The 21,403-nt window shown below is 67.5% G+C and carries 15 protein-coding genes; 8 read left to right on the forward strand and 7 right to left on the reverse strand.

Features of this window, described 5'->3' with window-relative positions; translation table 11 throughout:
- Positions 1-306: 306 nt before the first annotated feature.
- Positions 307-3,873, forward strand: coding sequence for a DNA polymerase III subunit alpha (dnaE, locus tag OG225_RS04005; RefSeq protein WP_405180447.1), 3,567 nt, complete (start codon positions 307-309; stop codon positions 3,871-3,873).
- Positions 3,874-3,894: 21 nt separating this feature from the next.
- Here dnaE and OG225_RS04010 read toward each other — a convergent pair whose 3' ends face one another.
- Positions 3,895-4,512, reverse strand: a complete 618-nt coding sequence (locus OG225_RS04010) for a class I SAM-dependent methyltransferase (protein WP_405180448.1) — start codon at positions 4,510-4,512, stop codon at positions 3,895-3,897.
- Positions 4,513-4,667: 155 nt separating this feature from the next.
- On the opposite strand from OG225_RS04010, the gene treZ reads away from it, so the two are divergent.
- Both treZ and OG225_RS04020 read left to right on the forward strand, forming a co-directional pair.
- The gene (gene treZ / locus OG225_RS04015; RefSeq protein ID WP_405183190.1) at positions 4,668-6,404 is read left to right on the forward strand and encodes a malto-oligosyltrehalose trehalohydrolase; all 1,737 of its coding nucleotides are present in this window, start codon (positions 4,668-4,670) and stop codon (positions 6,402-6,404) included.
- Between the two features lie 63 nt (positions 6,405-6,467).
- Entirely contained in the window at positions 6,468-7,721 is a 1,254-nt protein-coding gene (locus OG225_RS04020) for a serine hydrolase domain-containing protein (RefSeq protein WP_216916827.1), read from the forward strand.
- A gap of 6 nt (positions 7,722-7,727) precedes the next feature.
- Here OG225_RS04020 and ilvA read toward each other — a convergent pair whose 3' ends face one another.
- Both ilvA and OG225_RS04030 read right to left on the reverse strand, forming a co-directional pair.
- Complete coding sequence (gene ilvA, locus OG225_RS04025) at positions 7,728-9,080, reverse strand: threonine ammonia-lyase IlvA (RefSeq protein WP_216916828.1); 1,353 nt, start codon at positions 9,078-9,080, stop codon at positions 7,728-7,730.
- A 74-nt stretch (positions 9,081-9,154) separates the two neighbouring features.
- Entirely contained in the window at positions 9,155-9,589 is a 435-nt protein-coding gene (locus tag OG225_RS04030) for a nitroreductase family deazaflavin-dependent oxidoreductase (RefSeq protein ID WP_405180449.1), read from the reverse strand.
- An 87-nt stretch (positions 9,590-9,676) separates the two neighbouring features.
- Here OG225_RS04030 and OG225_RS04035 point away from each other — a divergent pair, with 87 nt between their 5' ends.
- A complete protein-coding gene (locus OG225_RS04035) occupies positions 9,677-9,913 on the forward strand; it encodes a hypothetical protein (RefSeq protein WP_405180450.1) in 237 nt (78 codons plus the stop codon).
- Positions 9,914-10,078: 165 nt separating this feature from the next.
- Here OG225_RS04035 and OG225_RS04040 read toward each other — a convergent pair whose 3' ends face one another.
- A complete protein-coding gene (locus OG225_RS04040) occupies positions 10,079-12,757 on the reverse strand; it encodes an ATP-binding protein (RefSeq protein WP_405180451.1) in 2,679 nt (892 codons plus the stop codon).
- A 159-nt stretch (positions 12,758-12,916) separates the two neighbouring features.
- On the opposite strand from OG225_RS04040, the gene OG225_RS04045 reads away from it, so the two are divergent.
- The gene (locus tag OG225_RS04045; protein ID WP_405180452.1) at positions 12,917-13,273 is read left to right on the forward strand and encodes a nuclear transport factor 2 family protein; all 357 of its coding nucleotides are present in this window, start codon (positions 12,917-12,919) and stop codon (positions 13,271-13,273) included.
- A 100-nt stretch (positions 13,274-13,373) separates the two neighbouring features.
- Entirely contained in the window at positions 13,374-13,985 is a 612-nt protein-coding gene (locus OG225_RS04050) for an MspA family porin (protein WP_405180453.1), read from the forward strand.
- A gap of 78 nt (positions 13,986-14,063) precedes the next feature.
- On the opposite strand, the gene treY is transcribed toward OG225_RS04050, so the two are convergent.
- Both treY and glgX read right to left on the reverse strand, forming a co-directional pair.
- Positions 14,064-16,499 (reverse strand): malto-oligosyltrehalose synthase, encoded by a 2,436-nt coding sequence (gene treY, locus OG225_RS04055; protein ID WP_405180454.1) that lies wholly within the window; start codon positions 16,497-16,499, stop codon positions 14,064-14,066.
- A gap of 13 nt (positions 16,500-16,512) precedes the next feature.
- Positions 16,513-18,633: a glycogen debranching protein GlgX gene (gene glgX, locus OG225_RS04060; protein WP_405180455.1), complete on the reverse strand. Its 2,121-nt coding sequence runs from the start codon at positions 18,631-18,633 to the stop codon at positions 16,513-16,515.
- A gap of 544 nt (positions 18,634-19,177) precedes the next feature.
- On the opposite strand from glgX, the gene OG225_RS04065 reads away from it, so the two are divergent.
- On the forward strand, positions 19,178-20,455 hold the full coding sequence (locus tag OG225_RS04065) for an adenosylmethionine--8-amino-7-oxononanoate transaminase (RefSeq protein WP_405180456.1): 1,278 nt from the start codon (positions 19,178-19,180) through the stop codon (positions 20,453-20,455).
- Between the two features lie 14 nt (positions 20,456-20,469).
- On the opposite strand, the gene OG225_RS04070 is transcribed toward OG225_RS04065, so the two are convergent.
- Complete coding sequence (locus OG225_RS04070; RefSeq protein WP_405180457.1) at positions 20,470-20,844, reverse strand: cupin domain-containing protein; 375 nt, start codon at positions 20,842-20,844, stop codon at positions 20,470-20,472.
- Between the two features lie 60 nt (positions 20,845-20,904).
- Between OG225_RS04070 and OG225_RS04075 the strand changes: the two genes are divergently transcribed.
- The gene (locus tag OG225_RS04075) at positions 20,905-21,387 is read left to right on the forward strand and encodes a MarR family winged helix-turn-helix transcriptional regulator (protein WP_405180458.1); all 483 of its coding nucleotides are present in this window, start codon (positions 20,905-20,907) and stop codon (positions 21,385-21,387) included.
- The last annotated feature ends 16 nt before the right edge of the window (positions 21,388-21,403 follow it).

Below are 21,403 nucleotides of genomic sequence, written 5' to 3' on the forward strand. Positions count from 1 at the left end.
AGTTCCCGCGACCGGTCCGGTCCGAGTTTCTGTGACGGTCCGGTCGGCGTTTCCTCGACCGGTCCGGCTCTGGATTCCTCCGGCGGGAGCGGCCGTGGTTCGGGGATCGCGTAGGGTGGGCGGTCCCCGAAAATGCGTCGCCATGGCGGAAATCGGACGGCTACACGGCGAGTCCTTCGACGCGCCGGTGATCTTCGACACCGACACGCCGAGCTCTCCTGCGACGTCCGGGTTCGGCACGCGTGGCGGTCGAAACCTGTCATACCGACGTGCCTAGAATCGCTAGGCCAACCCCCGTCGAGACCCATGGGAGGAAGGACCGTCTTGGCCGCCTCGTCCGGATCGTTCGTTCATCTGCACAACCACACCGAGTACTCCATGCTCGACGGCGCGGCGAAGATCTCGCCCCTGTTCGCCGAGGCGAATCGGCTGGGAATGGGCGCGGTCGGGATGACCGATCACGGCAACATGTACGGCGCCTCGGAGTTCTACAACTCCGCGAAGAAGGCGGGCATCAAGCCGATCATCGGCATAGAGGCCTACATCGCGCCGGGTTCCCGGTTCGACACCAAACGCGTGCAGTGGGGCGATCCGGGGCAGAAGGGCGACGACGTCTCGGGTTCGGGCGCCTACACCCATATGACCATGGTCGCCGAGAACGCGACCGGTCTGCGCAACCTGTTCAAACTGTCCTCGCTGGCCTCGCTCGAAGGACAGCTCGGCAAGTGGGCGCGCATGGACGAGGAGATCATCGCCCAGCACGCCGAGGGCATCATCGCCACCACCGGCTGCCCCTCCGGCGAGGTGCAGACCCGGCTGCGGCTCGGTCACGAGCGCGAGGCGCTCGAGGCCGCCGCCAAATGGCAGGAGATCTTCGGCCCGGACAATTTCTTCCTCGAGGTGATGGACCACGGGCTCTCCATCGAGCGCCGGGTCCGCGAGGGCCTGATCTCGGTCGGCAAACAGCTCGGCATCCCGGCCATCGCCACCAATGACTGCCACTACGTCACCAAGGACGCGTCGACCAATCACGAAGCGCTGCTGTGTATTCAGACCGGCAAGACGCTCAGCGACCCGACCCGGTTCAAATTCGACGGTGACGGCTACTACCTGAAATCCGCCGAGGAGATGCGGGCGATCTGGGACGCGGAAGTCCCCGACGCCTGCGACAACACCGTGCTCATCGGCGAACGCGTGCAGCCCTACGACGAGGTGTGGGCGCACAGCGACCGGATGCCGATCTTCCCGGTGCCCGAGGGCCACGACCAGGCCAGCTGGCTGCGCCGCGAGGTCGACCTCGGGCTGGCGCGCCGCTTCCCGGACGGCGCTCCCCGCGATTACCTCGATCGCGCCGCCTACGAGATCGGCGTCATCCTGGAAATGGGTTTCCCGGCCTACTTCCTCGTGGTCGGCGACCTCATCAACCACGCGCGCGAGGTCGGTATCCGGGTCGGTCCCGGTCGTGGTTCGGCGGCCGGTTCCCTGGTCGCCTACGCACTCGGCATCACCAATATCGATCCGCTGCCGCACGGCCTGCTGTTCGAGCGGTTCCTCAACCCCGAGCGCGTGTCGATGCCCGATATCGATATCGACTTCGACGATCGCCGCCGCGGTGAGATGGTGCGTTACGCGAGCGAGAAATGGGGCACCGACCGGGTCGCCCAGGTCATCACCTTCGGCACCATCAAGACCAAGGCCGCGATCAAGGACTCGGCGCGAGTGCTGTTCGGCCAGCCCGGATTCGCCATCGCCGACCAGATCACCAAGGCCCTGCCGCCGCCGATCATGGCCAAGGACATCTCGGTCTCCGGCATCACCGACCCGGATCACGAGCGGTACAAGGAAGCCGCCGAGGTCCGTGAACTGATCAACACCAATCCGGATATCGCCAAGATCTACGAGACCGCGCGCGGACTCGAAGGTCTGATCCGCAACGCGGGCGTGCACGCCTGCGCGGTCATCATGTCCTGTGATCCGCTCATGGAGGCGATCCCGCTGTGGAAGCGGCCGCAGGACGGCGCGCTGATCACCGGATGGGACTACCCGTCCTGCGAGGCCATCGGCCTGCTGAAGATGGACTTCCTGGGCCTGCGCAACCTCACCGTCATCGGTGACGCGCTGGAGAACATCAAGGCCAACCGCGGTATCGAGCTGGACATGGACACCCTGCCGCTCGACGACGCACCGACCTACGAACTGCTCTCGCGCGGTGACACCCTCGGCGTGTTCCAGCTCGACGGTGGCCCCATGCGCGATCTGCTGCGCCGGATGCAGCCGAACGCGTTCGAGGACATCGTCGCCGTCGGCGCGCTGTATCGCCCCGGTCCGATGGGCATGAACGCGCACAACGACTACGCCGACCGCAAGAACGATCGTCAAGAGGTCAAGCCGATCCATCCGGAGCTGGCCGAGCCGCTGAAGGAGATCCTCGGCGAGACCTACGGTCTGATCGTCTACCAAGAGCAGATCATGCACGTCGCGCAGAAAGTGGCCGGATACTCGCTCGGTCGAGCCGACATCCTGCGCCGCGCGATGGGTAAGAAGAAGGCCGAAGTGCTGGCCGCGGAGTTCGAGGGCTTCGAAGAGGGCATGCAGGCCAACGGATATTCCAAGGCCGCGATCAAGGCGCTGTGGGACACGATCCTCCCGTTCGCCGGCTACGCCTTCAACAAATCGCACGCCGCCGCCTACGGCCTGATCTCCTACTGGACCGCCTACCTCAAGGCCAACTACCCGGCCGAATACATGGCCGGCCTGCTCACCTCCGTCGGTGACGACAAGGACAAGGCCGCGATCTACCTGTCGGACTGCCGCAAACTCGGCATCACCGTCCTCCCGCCGGATGTCAACGAATCGGAGTTGAACTTCGCCTCGGTCGGCAAGGACATCCGCTTCGGACTCGGCGCGGTCCGCAACGTCGGCACCAATGTCGTGTCCTCGATCATCCAGGCGCGCAAGGACAAGTCGAAATTCACCGACTTCTCCGACTATCTGAACAAGATCGACGCCGTCGCCTGCACCAAGAAGGTCACCGAATCCCTGATCAAGGCCGGTGCTTTCGACTCGCTGGGCCATCCGCGCAAGGGCCTGTTGCTGATCCACTCCGACGCCATCGACGCGGTGATGACCACCAAGAAGGCCGAGGCGATCGGACAGTTCGACCTGTTCGGCGGGCTGGACGCCGACGAGTCGGTGTCCTCGGTCTTCAATGTGGCCGTACCCGCCGACGAGTGGGAGACCAAGCACAAACTGGCCCTCGAGCGCGAGATGCTCGGACTCTACGTCTCCGGGCATCCGCTCAACGGTGTCGAACACGTACTCGCCTCGCAGGTGGACACCCCGATCCCGGCGATCCTGGGAGGCGATGTCAAGGACGGCGCCCAGGTCACCATCGGCGGCATCCTCGCCTCGGTGAACCGGCGCATCAACAAGAACGGTCTGGCCTGGGCCTCCGCGCAGCTGGAGGATCTGACCGGTGGCGTCGAGGTGCTGTTCTTCCCGCAGTCGTATTCGGTGTTCGGCATGGACGTGGTCGAGGACGCGGTGGTGCTGGTCAAGGCGCGGGTCTCGGTGCGCGACGATCGGATCTCGTTGATCGCCAACGATCTCGTCGTTCCCGACCTGTCCGCGATCGGTGTCGCCAAACCGCTCGCGGTCATCGTCACCACGCGGATGTGCACCCCGGACAAGATCGGTGAACTCAAGCGGGTGCTGTCACGTCATCCGGGAACTTCGGACGTGCACGTGCGCCACGTCGGGGCGCGTGAGAAGACCACCCTGCTGAAACTCGATGACAGTCTGCGCGTTTCACCGTCGTCCGCCTTGATGGGCGACCTGAAGGCGTTACTCGGTCCTGGCTGTCTCGCGGTCTGATCCACGGCGCGGGACCCGTCGTCAGGCGGGAACCGCGACCCCGAGGGAGAGAGCGCCGACGATCTTCGGCGTGTCCTCGGCGTAGAACACGTCGATCTCGCGGATCCGGTAACCCGCCGTCTCGAGGAGTCCGCGGATATCGCGGTTCAGATTGCAGCCGCCCGCCACGGCCTTCTGGACCGGATTCAGCCGGTTCTGCCAGCGGCGCACCGAGGCGTCGGGCGCGAGTCCGTGTTCCACGAAATGCAGGGCGCCGCCCGGCACGAGTACCCGGCGCACCTCCGCCAGCGCGGCGGCGATATCCGGGATGGTGCACATGGTCCAGGTGGACAGCGCGCTGTCGAAGCTGTCGTCGGGGAAGGGCAGCGATTGGCCGTCGAGACCCGCCCGCTCGATCGGCACCGTGGCCGCCGCGAGACGTTTGCCCGCGAGCCGCCATCCGAGGTCGGCCGGTTCCACCGCGCTGACCGATCCGACCGTGGCCGGATAGAACGGCACATTCAACCCGGAGCCGAATCCGATCTCCACCACTCTGCCGTGCAGTCCGGCGCAGGCGCGTTCGCGCTGCGGATCGTTGGCCTTCAATCCGCACGCCACTTCTATCAGGCGCGGCACGATCCGATCTCCGTAGAATCCCACGCTTCCACTGTGTCAGCCAGGAGGTACGGATGCACGCGCCCGGCGCGAGCCGGTCTCGCCCCGCGGCCGACGGCCGCAGCGCGGTGGCGCCCGACGGCCCGGAGGGGGCGCTCGCCCGGCGGGCCGGATCGCGCCTCCCGTGCGATGCTGGCGCGGTGACTGCCTTCGAGGTGTGGGCTCCGCGGGCGGAGTCGGTGCGGTTGGATCTGGAGGGGATCGCGCATCCCATGACCCGCTCCGCCGAGGGCTGGTGGCGCGCCGAACTGCCCGCCGAATCCGGGACGCGCTACGGCTACCTGCTCGACGACGACCCCACGGTGCTGCCGGACCCGCGTTCGCCCAGACAGCCGGAGGGGGTGCACGCCCGCTCGGCGGTGCACACCGTCGACCCCGATCGCTGGACCGATGACGGATGGACCGGCCGCCCGCTGGCAGGCGCGGTCTACTACGAACTGCATATCGGCACCTTCACCCCGACCGGCACCTTCGATTCCGCCGTCGAGCGGCTCGATCACCTGGTCGACCTCGGTGTCACGGTGGTCGAGGTGATGCCTGTCAACGCCTTCGACGGCAGCCACAACTGGGGCTACGACGGTGTGCTCTGGTACGCCGTGCACGAACCCTACGGTGGGCCCGACGGTCTACAACGGTTCGTGAACGCCTGTCACGCAAGGGGTTTGGCGGTCGCTCTCGATGTGGTATACAACCACCTCGGGCCGTCGGGCAACTACCTGCCGCGTTTCGGCCCGTACCTCACCGACGGGCGCAACACCTGGGGCCAGAGCCTGAATCTGGACGGACCCGATTCCGGTCCGGTGCGTCGCCACATCATCGACAACGCCCTGCGCTGGCTGCGCGATTTCCATATCGACGCGCTGCGCCTGGACGCGGTGCACGCTCTGGTCGACCGCACCGCGACCCACCTGCTCGCCGAACTGGCGACCGAGACCACGGCCCTGGCCGCCCACGTGCGCAGACCGCTCACCCTCGTCGCGGAGAGCGATCAGAACGATCCGCGCCTGCTCACCCCGCCCGCGGCGGGAGGGTACGGCTTGGCCGGGCAGTGGAACGACGATCTGCATCACGCCGTGCACACCGCGGTATCCGGTGAACGGCAGGGCTACTACGCCGATTTCGGCGCGCTGGAATCGCTGGCGAAAACCCTCACCCACGGGTTCTTCCACGCGGGCACGTGGTCGAGTTTCCGTGGGCGCGTCCACGGCAGGCCCATCGACCGGAGCCTGATTCCGGCGAGCGCGCTGCTGGCCTACACGTGCACCCACGATCAGATCGGCAACCGGGCCATCGGCGATCGTCCGAGTGCCTATCTCGGCGACGGCCAACTCGCGCTGAAGGCCGCGCTCGTCCTGTTCTCGGCGTTCACGCCGATGCTGTTCATGGGCGAGGAATGGGGAGCGCGCACCCCGTTCCTGTTCTTCACCTCGCACACCGACCCGGTGATCGGGGCCGCCACCGCCACCGGTCGCAAGGCCGAATTCGCCGAACACGGCTGGTCTAGCGACGAGGTGCCGGACCCGCAGCATCCCGCGACCTTCCTGCGTTCGAAACTGGACTGGACCGAACCGTCGCGCGACGGCCACGCCCGACTCCTCGGCTGCTACCGGGCGCTGCTCGAACTGCGGCGGACCCGCGCCGAGATCACCGATCCGTGGCTCTCCCACGTCGAGGTCGACTACGACGAAGGCGCTCGGTGGATCGCGGTGCGGCGCGGTCCGCTGGTGCTGATCTGCAATCTGTCCGAACTGCCGGTGACGGTCGGATACGCGGGCGCGGCGATCCTGTCCTGGGACGATCCGGAGCAGGCGGACACGGGCACGACGGTGCCGGGGCACTCGTTCACCGTCGTCGACACCGCGATGTCAGGGCAATAACATTGTGGCCTCAGCTGTCCGGGACGGGTCCACCGGACGTGGTACCGGCCGTAACGTTGAATAATGAGCAATGTGGCTTGGTCCGGGGATTTCGTGGATCTACCCGAGGGGGTCGGCGGCAGCGCGAGCGCTGAGTTCGCCCCCCTGGTACGGGCGTTCGCGAGAACTTTCGGGCATCGCCGCGGGGCGGGCGCCGCGCTGGCGATCCACCGTCACGGTGAGACGCTGGTCGACATCTGGACCGGACAGCATTCGGGATCGGTCGGATGGACCGGGCAGACCGGGACCATCGTCTTCTCCGCCACCAAGGGCATCACCTCCACCGTCATGCATCGGCTCGCCGATCGCGGCCTGCTCGACTACTCCGCGCCCGTCGCCGAATACTGGCCGGAATTCGCCGCCAACGGCAAAGGCGCGATCACGGTCGAACAGGTGATGACCCATCGCGCCGGACTGTCCTCGCTCGGCACGGTCGCCTCCGAGGTCTCCGAGATACTCGATCACCGCCTCATGGAGGAACGTCTCGCCGCCGCGAAACCCGACCGGCTGTTCGGGGTCCCCACCTATCACGCGCTCACCTTCGGCTGGCTCATGGCCGGTCTGGCCAGGGCGATCACCGGGCGCGGCATGGCCGAACTGTTCCGCACCGAGGTTGCCGAACCGCTCGGCATCGACGGCGTCCACCTGGGCGCGCCGCCGCCGGGATCGTCGACGAGTTTCGCCCCGCTCGCGGGCAATCAGCTGCGACTCTTCGGCGGACCGCTCGGCGCGCGGATTCTCGGCCGCACCTTCGGTTTCCCCGGTGCCCCCGGCGCAGCGGCCCGCGCCCTGCTCATGCCGGGAGTCGAAGCCATCCTCGAAGGCGACGCCCCACCGATCCTGAACACCGAACTCGGCGCGGGTAACGGTGTGTGCACGGCGCACGGACTCGCGAGCGTGTACGGGGCGCTCGCCAACGGCGGCATGGTCGACGGTCGCCGCTACCTCACCGCCCGCACCATCGCCGAGCTGCGCCGGATCCGCAGCTATCAGCTCGACCACGCGCTGTTCTACGTACCGATGCTGTGGCACCTCGGCTATCACTCGCTGCCGGTTCCCTACGCGCACGAAGGTCTCGGGCATATCGGACTCGGCGGATCGTTCGGCTGGGCCGAACCGCGGCTGGGGCTGTCGGTCGGGTTCGTGCACAACAGGATGTCGGTACCGCAGATGAGCGTCGACCAGATGTCCGCGCTGTGGCTGCTGCCGCTGATGATGAACTGTGTGCGCGGCGCCAAGCGGACCGCCCCCGCCGTCACGCGGGAGGCGGCCGCCTAGCTCAGCTCAGGTCAGATAGCGGTAGGCCGACGAACCCGGATCGAGGCGCTCGCACCGGATGGGTGACTCGCGCATCCGATCCAGCAGCGGGGCGAGGCCGTCGCGTCCGCCGAGTTCGATGCCGACCAGCGCCGCGCCGGTCTCCCTGTTGTTGCGTTTGACGTATTCGAACAGGGTGACGTCGTCGTCGGGCCCGAGCACCTCGTCCAGGAATCGCCGCAGCGCACCGGGCTCCTGGGGGAAATCGACCAGGAAATAGTGCTTGATACCCCGATGCACCAGCGAGCGTTCGATGATCTCGCCGTAGCGCGAGACGTCGTTGTTGCCGCCGGAGACCAGGCACACCACCGTCGATCCTGGCTCGATCTCGATCTCGCCGAGCGCGGTGACCGACAGCGCGCCCGCGGGTTCGGCGATGATGCCCTCGTTCTGGTAGAGGTCGAGCATCGTGGTGCAGATCGCGCCCTCGTCGACGTGCATCATCCGGAACTGCCCCGCGCCCTTCGGTGATTCGGTCGCGGTCAGCAACGGCAGCGACGCGTGCGAGACGACCCGGCTCCCGAATCCGGCCGCCGCGGCGTAGGGCACCGTGCCGATGCGGCGCACGGCCGCGCCGTCGACGAACGGATCGATCGTCGGCAGTGTCACCGGTCCGCCCGCGACCAGCGCCGCCGTCATCGAGGCCGCGCCCGCGGGCTCGACACCGAGAATTCCGGTTTCGGGCGCGCGCTCGCGCAGGTAGGTTCCCACCCCCGCCAGGCAGCCGCCGCCGCCGACCGGAACGATGACCAGATCCGGGGCGGTGCCGAGTTGTTCGAGGAATTCGGCGGCGATGGTGCCCTGCCCGGCGGCGGTGCGCGGATCGTCGAACGGCGGGACCATGGTCGCGCCGGTGCGTTCGACGTCGGCCACGGCCGCGGCGGCCGCGGCGTCGTAGGTCTCGCCGACGGCGATCAGTTCGACGAATTCGCCGCCGTGCACGCGGATACGGTCACGTTTCTGCTTGGGCGTGGTGGTGGGCACGTAGATGCGGCCGCGGATGCCCATGGCCTGGCAGGCGTAGGCGACGCCCTGGGCGTGATTGCCCGCGCTCGCCGCCACCACGCCCGCCGCGCGTTCGCCTGCGGTGAGTTGCACGATCAGGTTGTAGGCGCCGCGCAGTTTGTAGGACCGCACCGCGGTGAGATCTTCGCGCTTGAGGTACACCTGCGCGCCGGTCTCCGCGGACAGCCTCGGGCTGTACTGCAACGGAGTCGGCTCGATAATGTCGGCAATACGCTTCGCGGCGGCGTCGATCTCGTCCGCGGTGAGCGCGGGACGGGAAGAGGACAGTTCGTCGAGGACCAGCGGATCGGACATCCGAATTATGCTGCCACCCGTCGCATCGGGTGGACGCGGCGGGTGGGGTGAGTGTCGCTACACGGGGCCGCAGGTCAGCGCGGCGTGAGCACGAAAACGGGGATCTCCCGGGTGGTCTTCGTCTGGTAATCGGCGTATGCGGGCCACGCCGCGACCGCGCGTTCCCACCACACCGCCTTCTCGTCGCCGGTGACTTCGCGCGCCGTGTAGTCCTCGGTCACCGCGCCGTCGCGAAGTTCGACGTGCGGGTCGGCCTTGATGTTGTAGTACCAGACCGGGTGCTTGGGCGCGCCGCCCAACGAGGCGACGACGGCGTACTCACCGTCGTGCTCGACGCGCATCAACGGAGTCTTGCGCAGCTTGCCGGATTTCGCGCCGACGGTGGTCAGCAGGATGATGGGTTTGCCCTGCAACGAAGCGCCTTCGGTGCCTCCCGACCCGTCGTAGATCTCGGCCTGCTCGCGGGCCCAATCGGATGTGCTCGGTGCGTACTCTCCTGTGAGTGGCATACATCGGGCAACGCAGGCCGGTACCCGAGTGTTCCCACTCGCAAATGTTAGGTGGACCGAACTTCCACGTCCGTATATCCTGATCGAATGGCGACGGTTCACCCTTCTTCGGTCGATATCGCGGGTACCGCATGGCCGGTCTACAAGCTGGAGGCCTTGGCCGCGGGCCTGTTGACCTGCCTGATCCTGGCATTGATCACCGGTTCGGCCCAGCTCGCCGTCCTCATCGGCGCCGCAATCCTGGTCACCCGCTGGTCGATCGGATACGCCACGACCCGCCGCCACCCGGTACGCCGCACCCACCGAGTCCTGTCAGCCCACTGACTCTCCCGGTCGCGACCGCCACAAACACCCGACACCGCCGACCCCACGGCGCAACCTTCCCGAGCAACGGCCGCCGCCCACCCTCACCGTGCGAGCCTCGATAGCAACCCGAACACCCCCCACGGAGCGAGTCTTACGAGGGCCGCGAACCCGCGGCCCCGGCCGCTAAATTTCCCGCAATTCGTTTCGTGACAGCACACCGAGTTTCGGATACGCCTTGTACAAATGATGGCCGACCGTGCGCGGGCTCAGGAACAATTGCGCGGCGATATCCCGATTCGACAGCCCTCGCGCGGCCAGTCGCACGATCTGTAGTTCCTGTGGCGTGAGCCGTGCCGACAGCCCGTCGGCAGGGCGCTGCGCCGCGCCGACGCCGAGCGCCGCGAGTTCGATCCGGGCACGTTCCGCCCACGGGACGGCACCGAGACGATCGAAGGTGTCCAACGCCTGTTCCAGGGGTACGCGCGCATCGATTCTGCGTTTGGCCCTGCGCAGCCATTCCCCGTACAGCAGTTGCGTCCTGGCCAGGTCGAAGGGGTGTCCGCCGAGTCGTAGCGCCGCGCGGTAGCCGGTTTCGGCGTCGTCGCCGACGGTGGTCAGCGCGTGACAGCGGTGCGCGAGCGCCTCGATCCAGCTCTGCCCGGCGGTGTCGGCCCAGGCCCGCAGCCGGTCGAGGGCGTCGCCCGCACGGTCCGGTGCTCCGATCCGCACCGCCGTTTCGACGAGATCGGGCAGTGCGCGCAATCCGATCACGTAGTGCCGCGCGGGTTCCTCGGTGAGTGGTTCCAGCCGGGTCAGCGCGCTCTCCACCCTGCCGCGCCCGAGATCGAGCAGTCCGAGCGCCGCGTGCGTCCACGGTGCGCCTGCCGCCGTCGCACCGCCGAGTTCTTCGACGACGGCCGCGGCGGCCAGGTTCTCGCATTCCGCGTCGGATCCCTCGATCGCGGCCAGATAGCAGAGAAAACTCCGCTGCTGGCTGATCCAATGGGTCTGACCGAGATCCTCGGCGATCCGCAGGCCCTCCGTCGCCGCCAGCTTGCCCTCACGCGGTCTGCCGAGGAAGGACTCGGCCTCGGCGCGGAAGAACAGCAGCGAGGGCAGCGCCGCGATACGTCCCTGGTCACGGCATTCCGCGACGAGTGCGGCGACGAGTTCGGTGACCTGATCGTCCTGGCCGACGACCAGCCCGGCCCCGCACATCTGGACCAGATCTCGTGGACTGTCCGCGCCGTTGGCCCTGGCGTCTGCGGCGGCGTCGTGTAGTGGCACGGTGTATCGACGGTCGATCGCGCCGAGTACGTAGCGGGCGACGGGTGCCATCGGATCGGTATCGTCGAGCGGCAGCTCGGCCCACAGCGCGCTCACTTCGGCGAGTTCAGCTTCCCCGAGATACCAGGCGGTGTGCACGGCCTGCGACAGCATCCCGGCCGCGCGATGGGGTTCGTGTTCGCGCATCGCCGTGGCCGCCCCGAGCAGGAGCCGATGTGCGGCGCGCGGTTTCCCCGCCCCGAACGCCGCTGTCGCGCGCACCAGATCCAGCCGAGCGCCGAGCAGCGGGTCCACGGTCTGCGCGGCCGCCCGTTCGGAGAGTGACCCCGCCAGGTCTACCCGCCCGGTTTCGGCGGCGGTTTCGGCGGCGAGCACCAGTCGGCGGACCCGCGCGCCGGTGTCGGTGCTGAGATCGGCCGCTCGCTCGTAGGCGGCGACCGCGCCGTCGTAGCCGTGGCGGATCCGGGCCCGGTGCGCGGTCGCCTCCAGGGCGTCGGCCGCGGTGTCGTCGGGGCCGGTCGCCGCCGAGGCCAGATGCCAGGCCCGCAGGTCGGTGTCCGCGTCGTCGGTGAGCGCGTCCGCGAGGGCGCGGTGTGCCGCGAGGCGCTGCGCGACGGGCGCGCCCCGGTAGATCGCCGAACGGAGCAGCGGGTGCCGGAACGTCAGGGTCCGTCCATCGCTGCGCACCAGACCGCTCTCCTCCGCGGGGGCCAGATCCGACAGGTCGACACCCGATGCCGTCGCGGCCACGAGCACCGGCCCGAGTTCGGGCGTATTCGCGGCGGCCGCGAGGAGCAGCAGGGTGCGGGTGCGGTCCGGCATTCCGCCGACCCGGCCGTGGAAGGCGACGCGCAGGCGCTCGGTCAGCGGGAGCGGATTCGGTCCCGCGATCGGTGATTCGGCCGCGAGGACGGCGGGCAATTCCAGCAGGGCCAGTGGATTGCCCGCCGCTTCGGCGAGCAGTCGGTATCGCACGGTGGGGGACAGATCCGGGGCCCGCCTGTCGACCAGTGCCGCGGCAGCGTCCTGGCGCAGGCCGGAGATCTCCAGCTCCGGCAGTCCGGTCGCCGGAGAATCGTGATCGCCGGTGCGGGTGGCGAAGAGGATCACCACGCCTTCGGAATCGAGTCTGCGGGCCGCGAACAGCAGGGCCGACGCTGTGGCCCGGTCCAGCCAGTGCGCGTCGTCGACGAGGCAGAGCAGGGGCCCGTCGGCGGCTTCCTCGGCGAACAGCGACAGCACCGCGAGTCCGATCGACATCGGGTCGGCGACAGCCGCCCGGTCCGTCATGCCGAACGCGGCGCGCATCGCGTCACGTTGCGGGCCCGGCAGTCCGTCGACCAGCGCCATACCGGGGCGGACGAGCAGATGCAGTGCCGCGTAGGGCAGTTCGGCCTCGGATTCGATCCCGGCCCCGCGTACCGTCGGAATACCTTGGGCCGCGGCATAATCCAGCAGCGCGGTTTTTCCGATACCGGGTTCGCCGCGCAGTACGAGCGTGCCGCTTCGACCCTGCCGGGCCGCTTCGAGAAGCCGATCGATGCGTTCCTGTTCGGCTTCCCGTCCGTGCAGCATCCGTTCACCGTATCGAGACGGCTCACGACCAGGTACCGATGCGGGCCCCGAAAGTACCTATAGGCGACTGATTCGAGGCGACCGGCTTCGCCCATAACGTAGTCCCGGTACCGAGAGCGTCGGAGAAACCGCAGCTCACCACCATTTTCGGAGGACACCGTGAACACCATTGTCGCGCAGTACCTGCAAGCCTGGAACACCACCGACGCCGCTGCCCGCAAAGCCGCCGTGGCCGAAATCTTCGCCGCCGACGCCGAGTACATCGATCCGCTGATCGAGGTCGCGGGCCACGACGGAATCGACGCCGCCATCGCCGGGGTGCAGGCCCAGTTCCCCGGTTGGGTCTTCACACCGGCCGGACCGGTCGACGCGCACCACGAACAGGTGCGTTTCACCTGGGAACTGGGACCGGCGGGCGCACCGGCCGTTGTCGTCGGTTTCGATGTCGCGATCGTGCGCGACGGTCGCATCGCCCACGTGTACGGCTTCCTCGACAAGGTGCCCGCCGCCGCGTGATCCGAGGCATCCCGTCCCGGTGCGGGTCGTGACGGACGCTCACCGTCGTTGGCCGTGTCGCAGATCATCGCCATAGCGATCGGCTAATAGAGTGTGCCGCATGTCGACCCTCCAAAGAGCGGCCCTGGCCCTTGCCGGGGCCGCCGTCGCGTGTGTGTCGTCCGTGGCGCTGCCGCAGGCGAATGCCGAGATAGTTCCCATGCCGCCGCACGAGAAATCCTTCGTCTCGCCGAACGGGATTCCGTTCACCGTGGGTAACCGGGACGAGTTCATCAACAGGATTCCGCCGCTGAACATGATGGGCACCACCCGCGAGGCGCTGGTGAGCAGTGTCTCCTACGGCCGGATCGACGGCAAGGCGACCGGAACACTGCGGGTCGGCTACCACGTCGGATGCGCGGTGAACATCGGCTCGGGCACCTTCGGCGTCACCCCGAACGTATTCCTCGACGACCTCGACCCCACCACGAATCCGTTCAATATCGTCCCGGTCGCGACACTGACGCTCAATCCCGGTGAGGTGGGCGAACTCAGCATGGCCGAGAAGGCGATGGTGCCGGGCAAGACCATCTACGCCGGTATTCGCGACTATCACATCAGGGTCAACTCCTGCACCGGCCCGGTGACTCTGCGCCAGTTCACCTATGTCAACGTGGCCTCCGAAGAGGCCGACGACTCGGGAGCCGTGTTCGGCGACCCCACCTGGCTCTGAGGTCCATGCGATACGAGCGCGTCCGCGCCCCGGGAGGTCCGGGGCGCGGACGTGTGTGGCCCGCGCTCGGCCGTGGCCTCAGCGCACCAGCAGCGCGACCGGCAGCCGCGCGAACAACTTCTCCAACCGGGCTCGTCCCTGGAAGGTGTGACCGGTGAGACGGTCGGTCCAACTGCCCGACGGCAGATCCAGTGTGGTGTCACCCCAGCCGGATTCGACGAGCCCCACACTGTGCCTGGTGGCCGCCACGATGACCTCCGGCGCTTCGCCCGGCTTGCCTCGGGCGTAGGAAACGAGCCTGCTCGCCTGCTCGCCGGTGGCGAACAACGGCAGGTAGCTGCCGCCGACGAAACATTCCGGCCGTTCCCTGCGCAACCACAGCGCATAGGCGACGATCCACATCTTGACCGCCCCCGAGGTATCCAAAGCCGGTGTGCCGGTGAGCGATTGCAGCATGCCGGTGCGTGCCCCGAAATCCACCGGACGCCGATTGTCCGGATCGACCAGCGAGTCCTCCCAGAGTTCGCAGCCCTGGTAGATATCCGGGATGCCGGGGATGCACAGCTGTAACAGCTTCTGCGCCAGCGAATCCGACCAGGCGTGCGGGGCGAGATCGTGCACCAGATCGCTCAACTCCGCGCCGATGGGCCCGTCGATGACCGTGTCCAGCCAGCCGTGCACCGCCGATTCGAATTCCGAATCCGGCTCCTCCCAGGATGTTCTGGTACCCGCCTCGCGGGTCGCCTTCTCCGCGAACATGTGCAGTCGCTCGCGCAGGCCCGGCACCGAGGAGGCCGGGCGACCATCCGCGGGCCAGACTCCGAACATGTTCTGTAGCAGGAACAGTGCCGTCGCGCCGTCCGGCGCCGGGGTCCGTTCCATCCAGGATTCGACCGACCGCGCCCAGATACTCGCCGCCTGCGACAGCACCCCGATCCTGGCGCGCACATCCTCGCCGCGTTTCGTGTCGTGGGTCGACAGGGTCGTCATCGCGGCGGGCCAGCGCTCCGCGCGTTCGGTGTTGGCGAGGTGGAATTCGTTGAGCGAATGACCGAAACGCGCGGGATTGCCGCCGACCTCCTGCAACGAGACCAGCCGCGCGCCCTGGTAGAACATGGTGTCCTCGACGGCCTTCGCGGTGATCGCCCCGCAGACCTGGCCGAACCGCACCGCCGCCTCGCCGTCCACGGCCAACGCGGTCACCAGGACCGAAAGCGGCGCGGTCAGTTCGCTGTTGCGTTTCTCGACCTCGGCGATCACCGCGCCGGTCATTCCGGCCAGTGGCGCGTAATCCGCCCGGTACACCGGCATGAAGGCGAGCACCTCGATGGTGGCGTTCGTGAGCGCGAGGGTGTCGAAACTCTCGGCGGCGGCGTCACGTTTGATCGCGGCGACCAGTCTGCGCACCTCGGGCGTCAAAATGCTCTCGGCGACCGCGCGTTTGATCCGATGCTCGGTCTCGCCGACCCAGGCGCGATCACTGCCGTGCCCGGCGAACCGGCGTGAGAGCTCGGTCAGCACCGATTCCCCGTCGGGGTCGATCAGCACACCGCCGAGTCCGGCCAGCGCGTCGTAACCGGTGGTGCCGTCCACCGGGAGGGTGGCGTCGAGCGGTTCGCGGTTGGCGAGGATCTTCTCCACCAGCAGCAGGCGATTCGGCCCGATGAGCTGACGCAGCCCGACCAGGTAGGCCGCGGGATCGGATAATCCGTCCGGATGATCGACCCGCACGCCGTCGATGAGATCGTGTTCGCACCACGCCGCCAGTTCGCGGTGGGTGATCTCGAAGACTTCCGGATCCTCCTGGCGCACCGCCGCGAGACTGCTGACCGCGAAGAATCGCCGGTAGGTGCACAAACCCGATTTCCAACTCACCAAGCGGTAGTGCTGTTTGTCGTGGATGCGCAGCGCGTTGTCGCCGTCGGTGCCCGGCGCTATCGGGAATCGCAGATCACGCAGGGCCAGCATCGGTTCCGCGCCGGACCGGTCGACGGTCAGCGAGGCCGGATCGTTCTCGCTCTGCAGTATCGGCAGGGCCAGCCTGCCGCCCGCGCCGTTGGACGAACTCCAATCGATATCGAAATAGTGCTGGTAGGCAGATTCCTTGCCGTTGCGCAGGACATCCCACCACCAGGGATTCTGACGCGGATCGGCGACGCCGACATGATTGGGCACCAGGTCGACGATCAGGCCCATACCTCGACTGCGCACCTCGTCGGCCAGCGCCTTGAGTCCGCCCGGCCCGCCGAGTGCCGCCGAGACCGTGGTCGGGTCGGCGATGTCGTAGCCGTGCGTCGACCCGTGCATCGGTGTCAGGATCGGCGACAGATACAGATGCGAGATTCCCAGCTGTTGCAGGTATTCCGCGATCGTGCGGGCATCGGTGAAGGTCAGCGCGTCCGGCCGCAGTTGCAGACGGTAGGTGCTGCGGATCGAGAGTGCGCGGACCCGGGATTTGGCGCGGACGATCGGATCGGTGTGGTGGGTCTGCTGGGAGGCGTTGGATGTAGTCATATGGGTTGTCCGATTAAGCAGGGCAGCGGAGCACGAGCAGGCAGCGGGCGGGAACCGGCAGGGTCGCCGATGCCGGGTAGGAGGCCTCGGAGAGGCCGTCGGGAATCGAACAGTCCAGTGCCACCGACCATTCGGCGCCGTAGTCGGCGCCGGGCAGCACGAAGTCGAGTGCGGAATCGTGCGCGTTGAAACACATCAGGAACGAATCGTCGGTGATGCGTTCGCCGCGCGGACCCGGCTCGGGGATGCCGAGCCCGTTCAGGTAGACGGTGAGCGATTTGCCGAACCCGCTGTCCCAATCGGCCGGTGTCATCTCCTCGCCCGCCGGGGTCAGCCAGGCGATATCCCTGGCGTGATCCTTCGACCGGATCGGCCTGCCCTCCAGGAAGCGTCGGCGACGGAAGATGGGGTGGGCGGTACGCAGCGCGATCACGTGCCGGGTGAAGTCGAACAGATCCTCGTTGGATTTCAGCAGCGACCAGTCCATCCAGGCGATCTCGGAATCCTGGCAGTAGACATTGTTGTTGCCGCGCTGGGTGCGGCCCATCTCGTCGCCGTGCGCGAGCATCGGCGTGCCCTGGGACAACACCAGCGTCGCGAGCAGATTGCGGGATTGCTTGGCGCGCAGGGCGAGAATGTCCGGATCGTCGGTCGGTCCCTCGACTCCGCAGTTCCACGAACGATTGTGACTCTCGCCGTCGCGGTTGTCCTCGCCGTTGGCCGAGTTGTGTTTCTCGTTGTAGGACACCAGATCCCGCAGCGTGAAGCCGTCGTGGGCGATGATGAAGTTGATACTGGCGCTCGGCCTGCGCCCGGTGGCCTCGTACAGATCCGACGAACCGGTGAGCCGGGACGCGAATTCGCCGAGGGTGGCCGGTTCGCCGCGCCAGTAGTCACGAACGGTGTCGCGGTACTTGCCGTTCCATTCGGTCCACTGTCCGGGGAAGTTGCCGACCTGGTAGCCGCCCTCGCCGACATCCCACGGTTCGGCGATCAGTTTCACCTGGCTGACCACCGGATCCTGTTGCACCAGATCGAAGAACGTGGACAGCCGGTCCACGTCGTGCAGTTCGCGCGCGAGAGTGGCGGCCAGGTCGAAGCGGAACCCGTCGACGTGCATGTCGAGGATCCAGTACCGCAGCGAATCCATGATCAGTTGCAGTGTGTGCGGATGACGCACATTGAGACTGTTGCCGGTACCGGTGTAATCCATGTACCGGGACGGATCCTTGTCCAGCAGACGGTAATACGCGGCATTGTCGATACCGCGGAAGGCGATGGTCGGGCCGAGGTGGTTGCCTTCGGCGGTGTGGTTGTAGACCACGTCGAGGATCACCTCGATGCCCTCGGCGTGCAACGCGCGCACCATCGCCTTGAATTCGGTGACCGCCGCACCGCCGCGCGGGCTCGCGGCGTACCCGTTGTGCGGTGCGAGATAGCCGAAGCTGTTGTACCCCCAGTAGTTCCGCAGTCCCTGGTCGAGCAGCACCCGGTCCTGCAGGAACTGGTGTACCGGCATCAGTTCGATCGCGGTGATACCGAGACTCTTCAGGTGACCCACGATCGCCGGATGCGCGATACCCGCGTAGGTGCCGCGCAATTCGTCGGGAATATCGGGGTGCGTCATCGTCATGCCCTTGACGTGCGCCTCGTAGATGACCGTCTCGTGATAGGGCCGGTTCGGCGGGCGATCGGCGCCCCAGTCGAAGAAGGGGTTGATCACCACGCCGGTCATGGTGTGGCCCAGCGAATCCAGCCCGTAGGTGTGCAGGGACGGGTCGTCGTCGAAATCGCCGTCGAAGGACTTGCCGTACGGATCGAGCAGCAATTTGCTCGGATCACAACGCAATCCCTGTTCCGGATCGTAGGGCCCGTGCACGCGGAACCCGTAGCGCTGGCCCGGCCCGATAGTCGGGAGATAGGCGTGCCAGACGTAGGTGTCGACTTCATCGAGCGGGATACGGGTTTCCGCGCCGTCACGACCGATCAGGCACAGTTCCACCGACTCGGCGACCTCGGAGAACACCGAGAAATTCGTGCCCGCGCCGTCATAGGTGGCGCCGAGCGGATAGGGCGTGCCGGGCCACACACCGAGTGGCGTCAGGTCACCGGGCGATACGTCGGGCTCAGGCATACAAATGACAGTAGCGGCAGTCACGCGATAGCTCTCGCGGGTGTGCGCGGGCGGGCGCGCCCACAGAGGTCATCGAGGGTGCGCGGCCTCCGGTCCGGCGGGTTGGGTGGTCGGGTACGGCACCGGTCCGCGTACAGGCCGGACCCGCGCTGTGAAGTCACGGCGACTGACCGCCACGCGATGCGACAACAGGTGCGATATCCGGTCTTCGGACAGGTCGACCAGGCAGAATCGGTACCGCGTCGGTCGGCGTGCGGCCGGTCGCGATGGTCGGGTCTGTCACGTCGCCGGATTCGAGCGGCCGGATTCTCCGATGACGGACCGTGCGATGACACCGCGTAAGCGGCAACTGTCCGGCTCGCGGTCCTCGGAATCGAGATAGTTACCGACTATCCGCGTGACGAGGGTCTCCCGAGGTTCCCGCCCGTTCGGGTGTGACGCCGTCGTCGCCCACGGCGAGCGGCCATCACCGGGGTGATAACTTGAACACCGTTCAAGCTTGCCTCGGGGAATCCGGGGCTGTCGCTCGACCGCGAGGAATGCAGTGGCACTGACCCCCGACGAGATCACCCGCATCGACGCCGAACATGTCTGGCACCCCTACGGTGGCTTTCCGGCGACCACCGAACCGCTGATCGTCGCTTCCGCCGAAGGTACGCGGCTGACGCTGGCCGACGGCCGGGTCCTCGTCGACGGCATGAGTTCGTGGTGGGCGGCCGTCCACGGCTACGGTCACCCGGTTCTGGACGCGGCCCTGCTCGCGCAGTCGCGGCGGATGAGTCACGTGATGTTCGGCGGGCTGACCCACGAACCCGCCGCGCGCCTCGCGGAGCTGCTCGTGGCGCACACGCCCGAGGGATTGGACAAGGTCTTCCTGTGCGATTCCGGATCGGTCTCGGTCGAGGTCGCGGTGAAGATGTGCCTGCAGTACTGGCGCGCGCTCGGAAAGCCGGGCAAATCCCGGCTGCTGACCTGGCGCGGCGGCTACCACGGCGACACCTTCACGCCCATGAGCGTCTGCGACCCGGACGGCGGCATGCATTCACTGTGGACCGATGTGCTCGCGGCCCAGATCTTCGCCCCGCCGCCGCCACGCGACTACCGACCCGAATACGTCGAGGAACTGGAACGGCTGGTGGGCGCGCACGCCCACGAACTGGCCGCGATCATCGTCGAACCGGTCGTGCAGGGCGCGGGCGGCATGCACTGGCACGATCCGCGCTACCTGCTCGACCTGCGCCGTCTCTGTGACGAGCACGGTGTCCTGCTGATCTTCGACGAGATCGCCACGGGATTCGGCCGGACCGGAGCCTTCTTCGCGGCCGATCACGTCGGTGTCGCCCCCGACGTGATGTGCGTGGGCAAGGCAATCACCGGCGGCTACCTCACCCTCGCCGCGGCCCTGTGCACGACGGTGATCGCCGAGACGCTCAGCGCCGCCCACGGCGGACTCATGCACGGCCCGACCTTCATGGGCAATCCGCTGGCCTGCGCGGTGGCGGTGGCGTCCATCGAATTGCTGCTCGAGCGTGACTGGCGCGGCGAGGTCGGTCGGATCGAAGCCGGACTGATCGAGGGTCTCGCGCCCGCACACGACCTGCCGGGCGTGGTCGACGTGCGGGTGCTCGGTGCGATCGGCGTCATCGAATTGGCCGAACCGGTCGAGATGCGACGCGCGACCGACGCGGCGGTGCGGGCGGGCGCGTGGCTTCGTCCGTTCCGCGATCTCGTCTACTGCATGCCACCGTTCGTCAGCACCGGCGCGGATATCGAGATCATCACCTCGGGCATGCTCGCCGCGGTGGCGGCGCAGGCGGCATAGCGACGAGCGTGCGTTCAGGCGATCCAGGGCGGCACGACGGCCTCGTCGCCGCCCGGCGTTCTCGCCCGCGATCCGGCGGGACCGGTGACGATCGCGGTGAATCCGTCGTCGCCCGCGAGGACCTGCCGCGTCGCGTTGGCGCGCAGCACCACGGTATCTCCCTCTGTCGCGGTGATTTTCGTGTCGTCCAGGGCGATGGTCAGCTGTCCGGCCAGTACGGTCCAGATCTGTTCGGCGTCGATGGTGTGCACCGGGCCGGCGACTCCGGGGCGAACCCGCACCTGCCACAGCGCCTGTCCGGTATCGCCCTGGGTGGGGGAGGCGAGGGTGGTCATCACGCCGCCGGGGGTTTCGGTGCGCCGGGTGTCGGTGTGGCGAATGAGTGTCATTCCCGAATCTCCTTATAATAGACAACGAGGTTGTCTATATGGTCAATGAGGTTGTCTATCATGTCAAGTGATGAGGGCGGCTACGAACTGCCGCTGCGCCTGCTGCTCGGCTTTCGGAGCATCGTCGACGAGGTGCACGCCGAATTGGCCGAGCGGGGGCACGCCGAAATGCGACCCATGCACGGATTCGTCTTCCAGGCCGTCGGTCGGGTCGGAGGGCGGTACGGATGCACCGCAGCCGACCTCGGGCGGGCGCTCGGCGTCTCGAAACAGGCGGCGGGTAAACACATCGAAGCGCTGGAACGCCTCGGTTACCTGCGTCGGGGCCACGACCCGCAGGACGCGCGGCGCAAGGTGTACACCCTGACCGACCGCGCGACCGACGCGCTGACCGAATCCGCCCGCGCCTTCGACCGGATACACCGCCGCTGGGCCGACATCCTGGGCGCCGATCGCCTCGCCGCGCTGGAGGAGGATCTGCGCAAGGTCACCCCGGGAGATCTCTTCCGGTTCGACACCCCGAACTGGTTCGGGGTGTCGTAGTCGACCGGTCGGCGCG

The sequence above is a fragment of the Nocardia sp. NBC_01377 genome, from assembly GCF_045040005.1.
GTDB lineage: Bacteria > Actinomycetota > Actinomycetes > Mycobacteriales > Mycobacteriaceae > Nocardia > Nocardia noduli.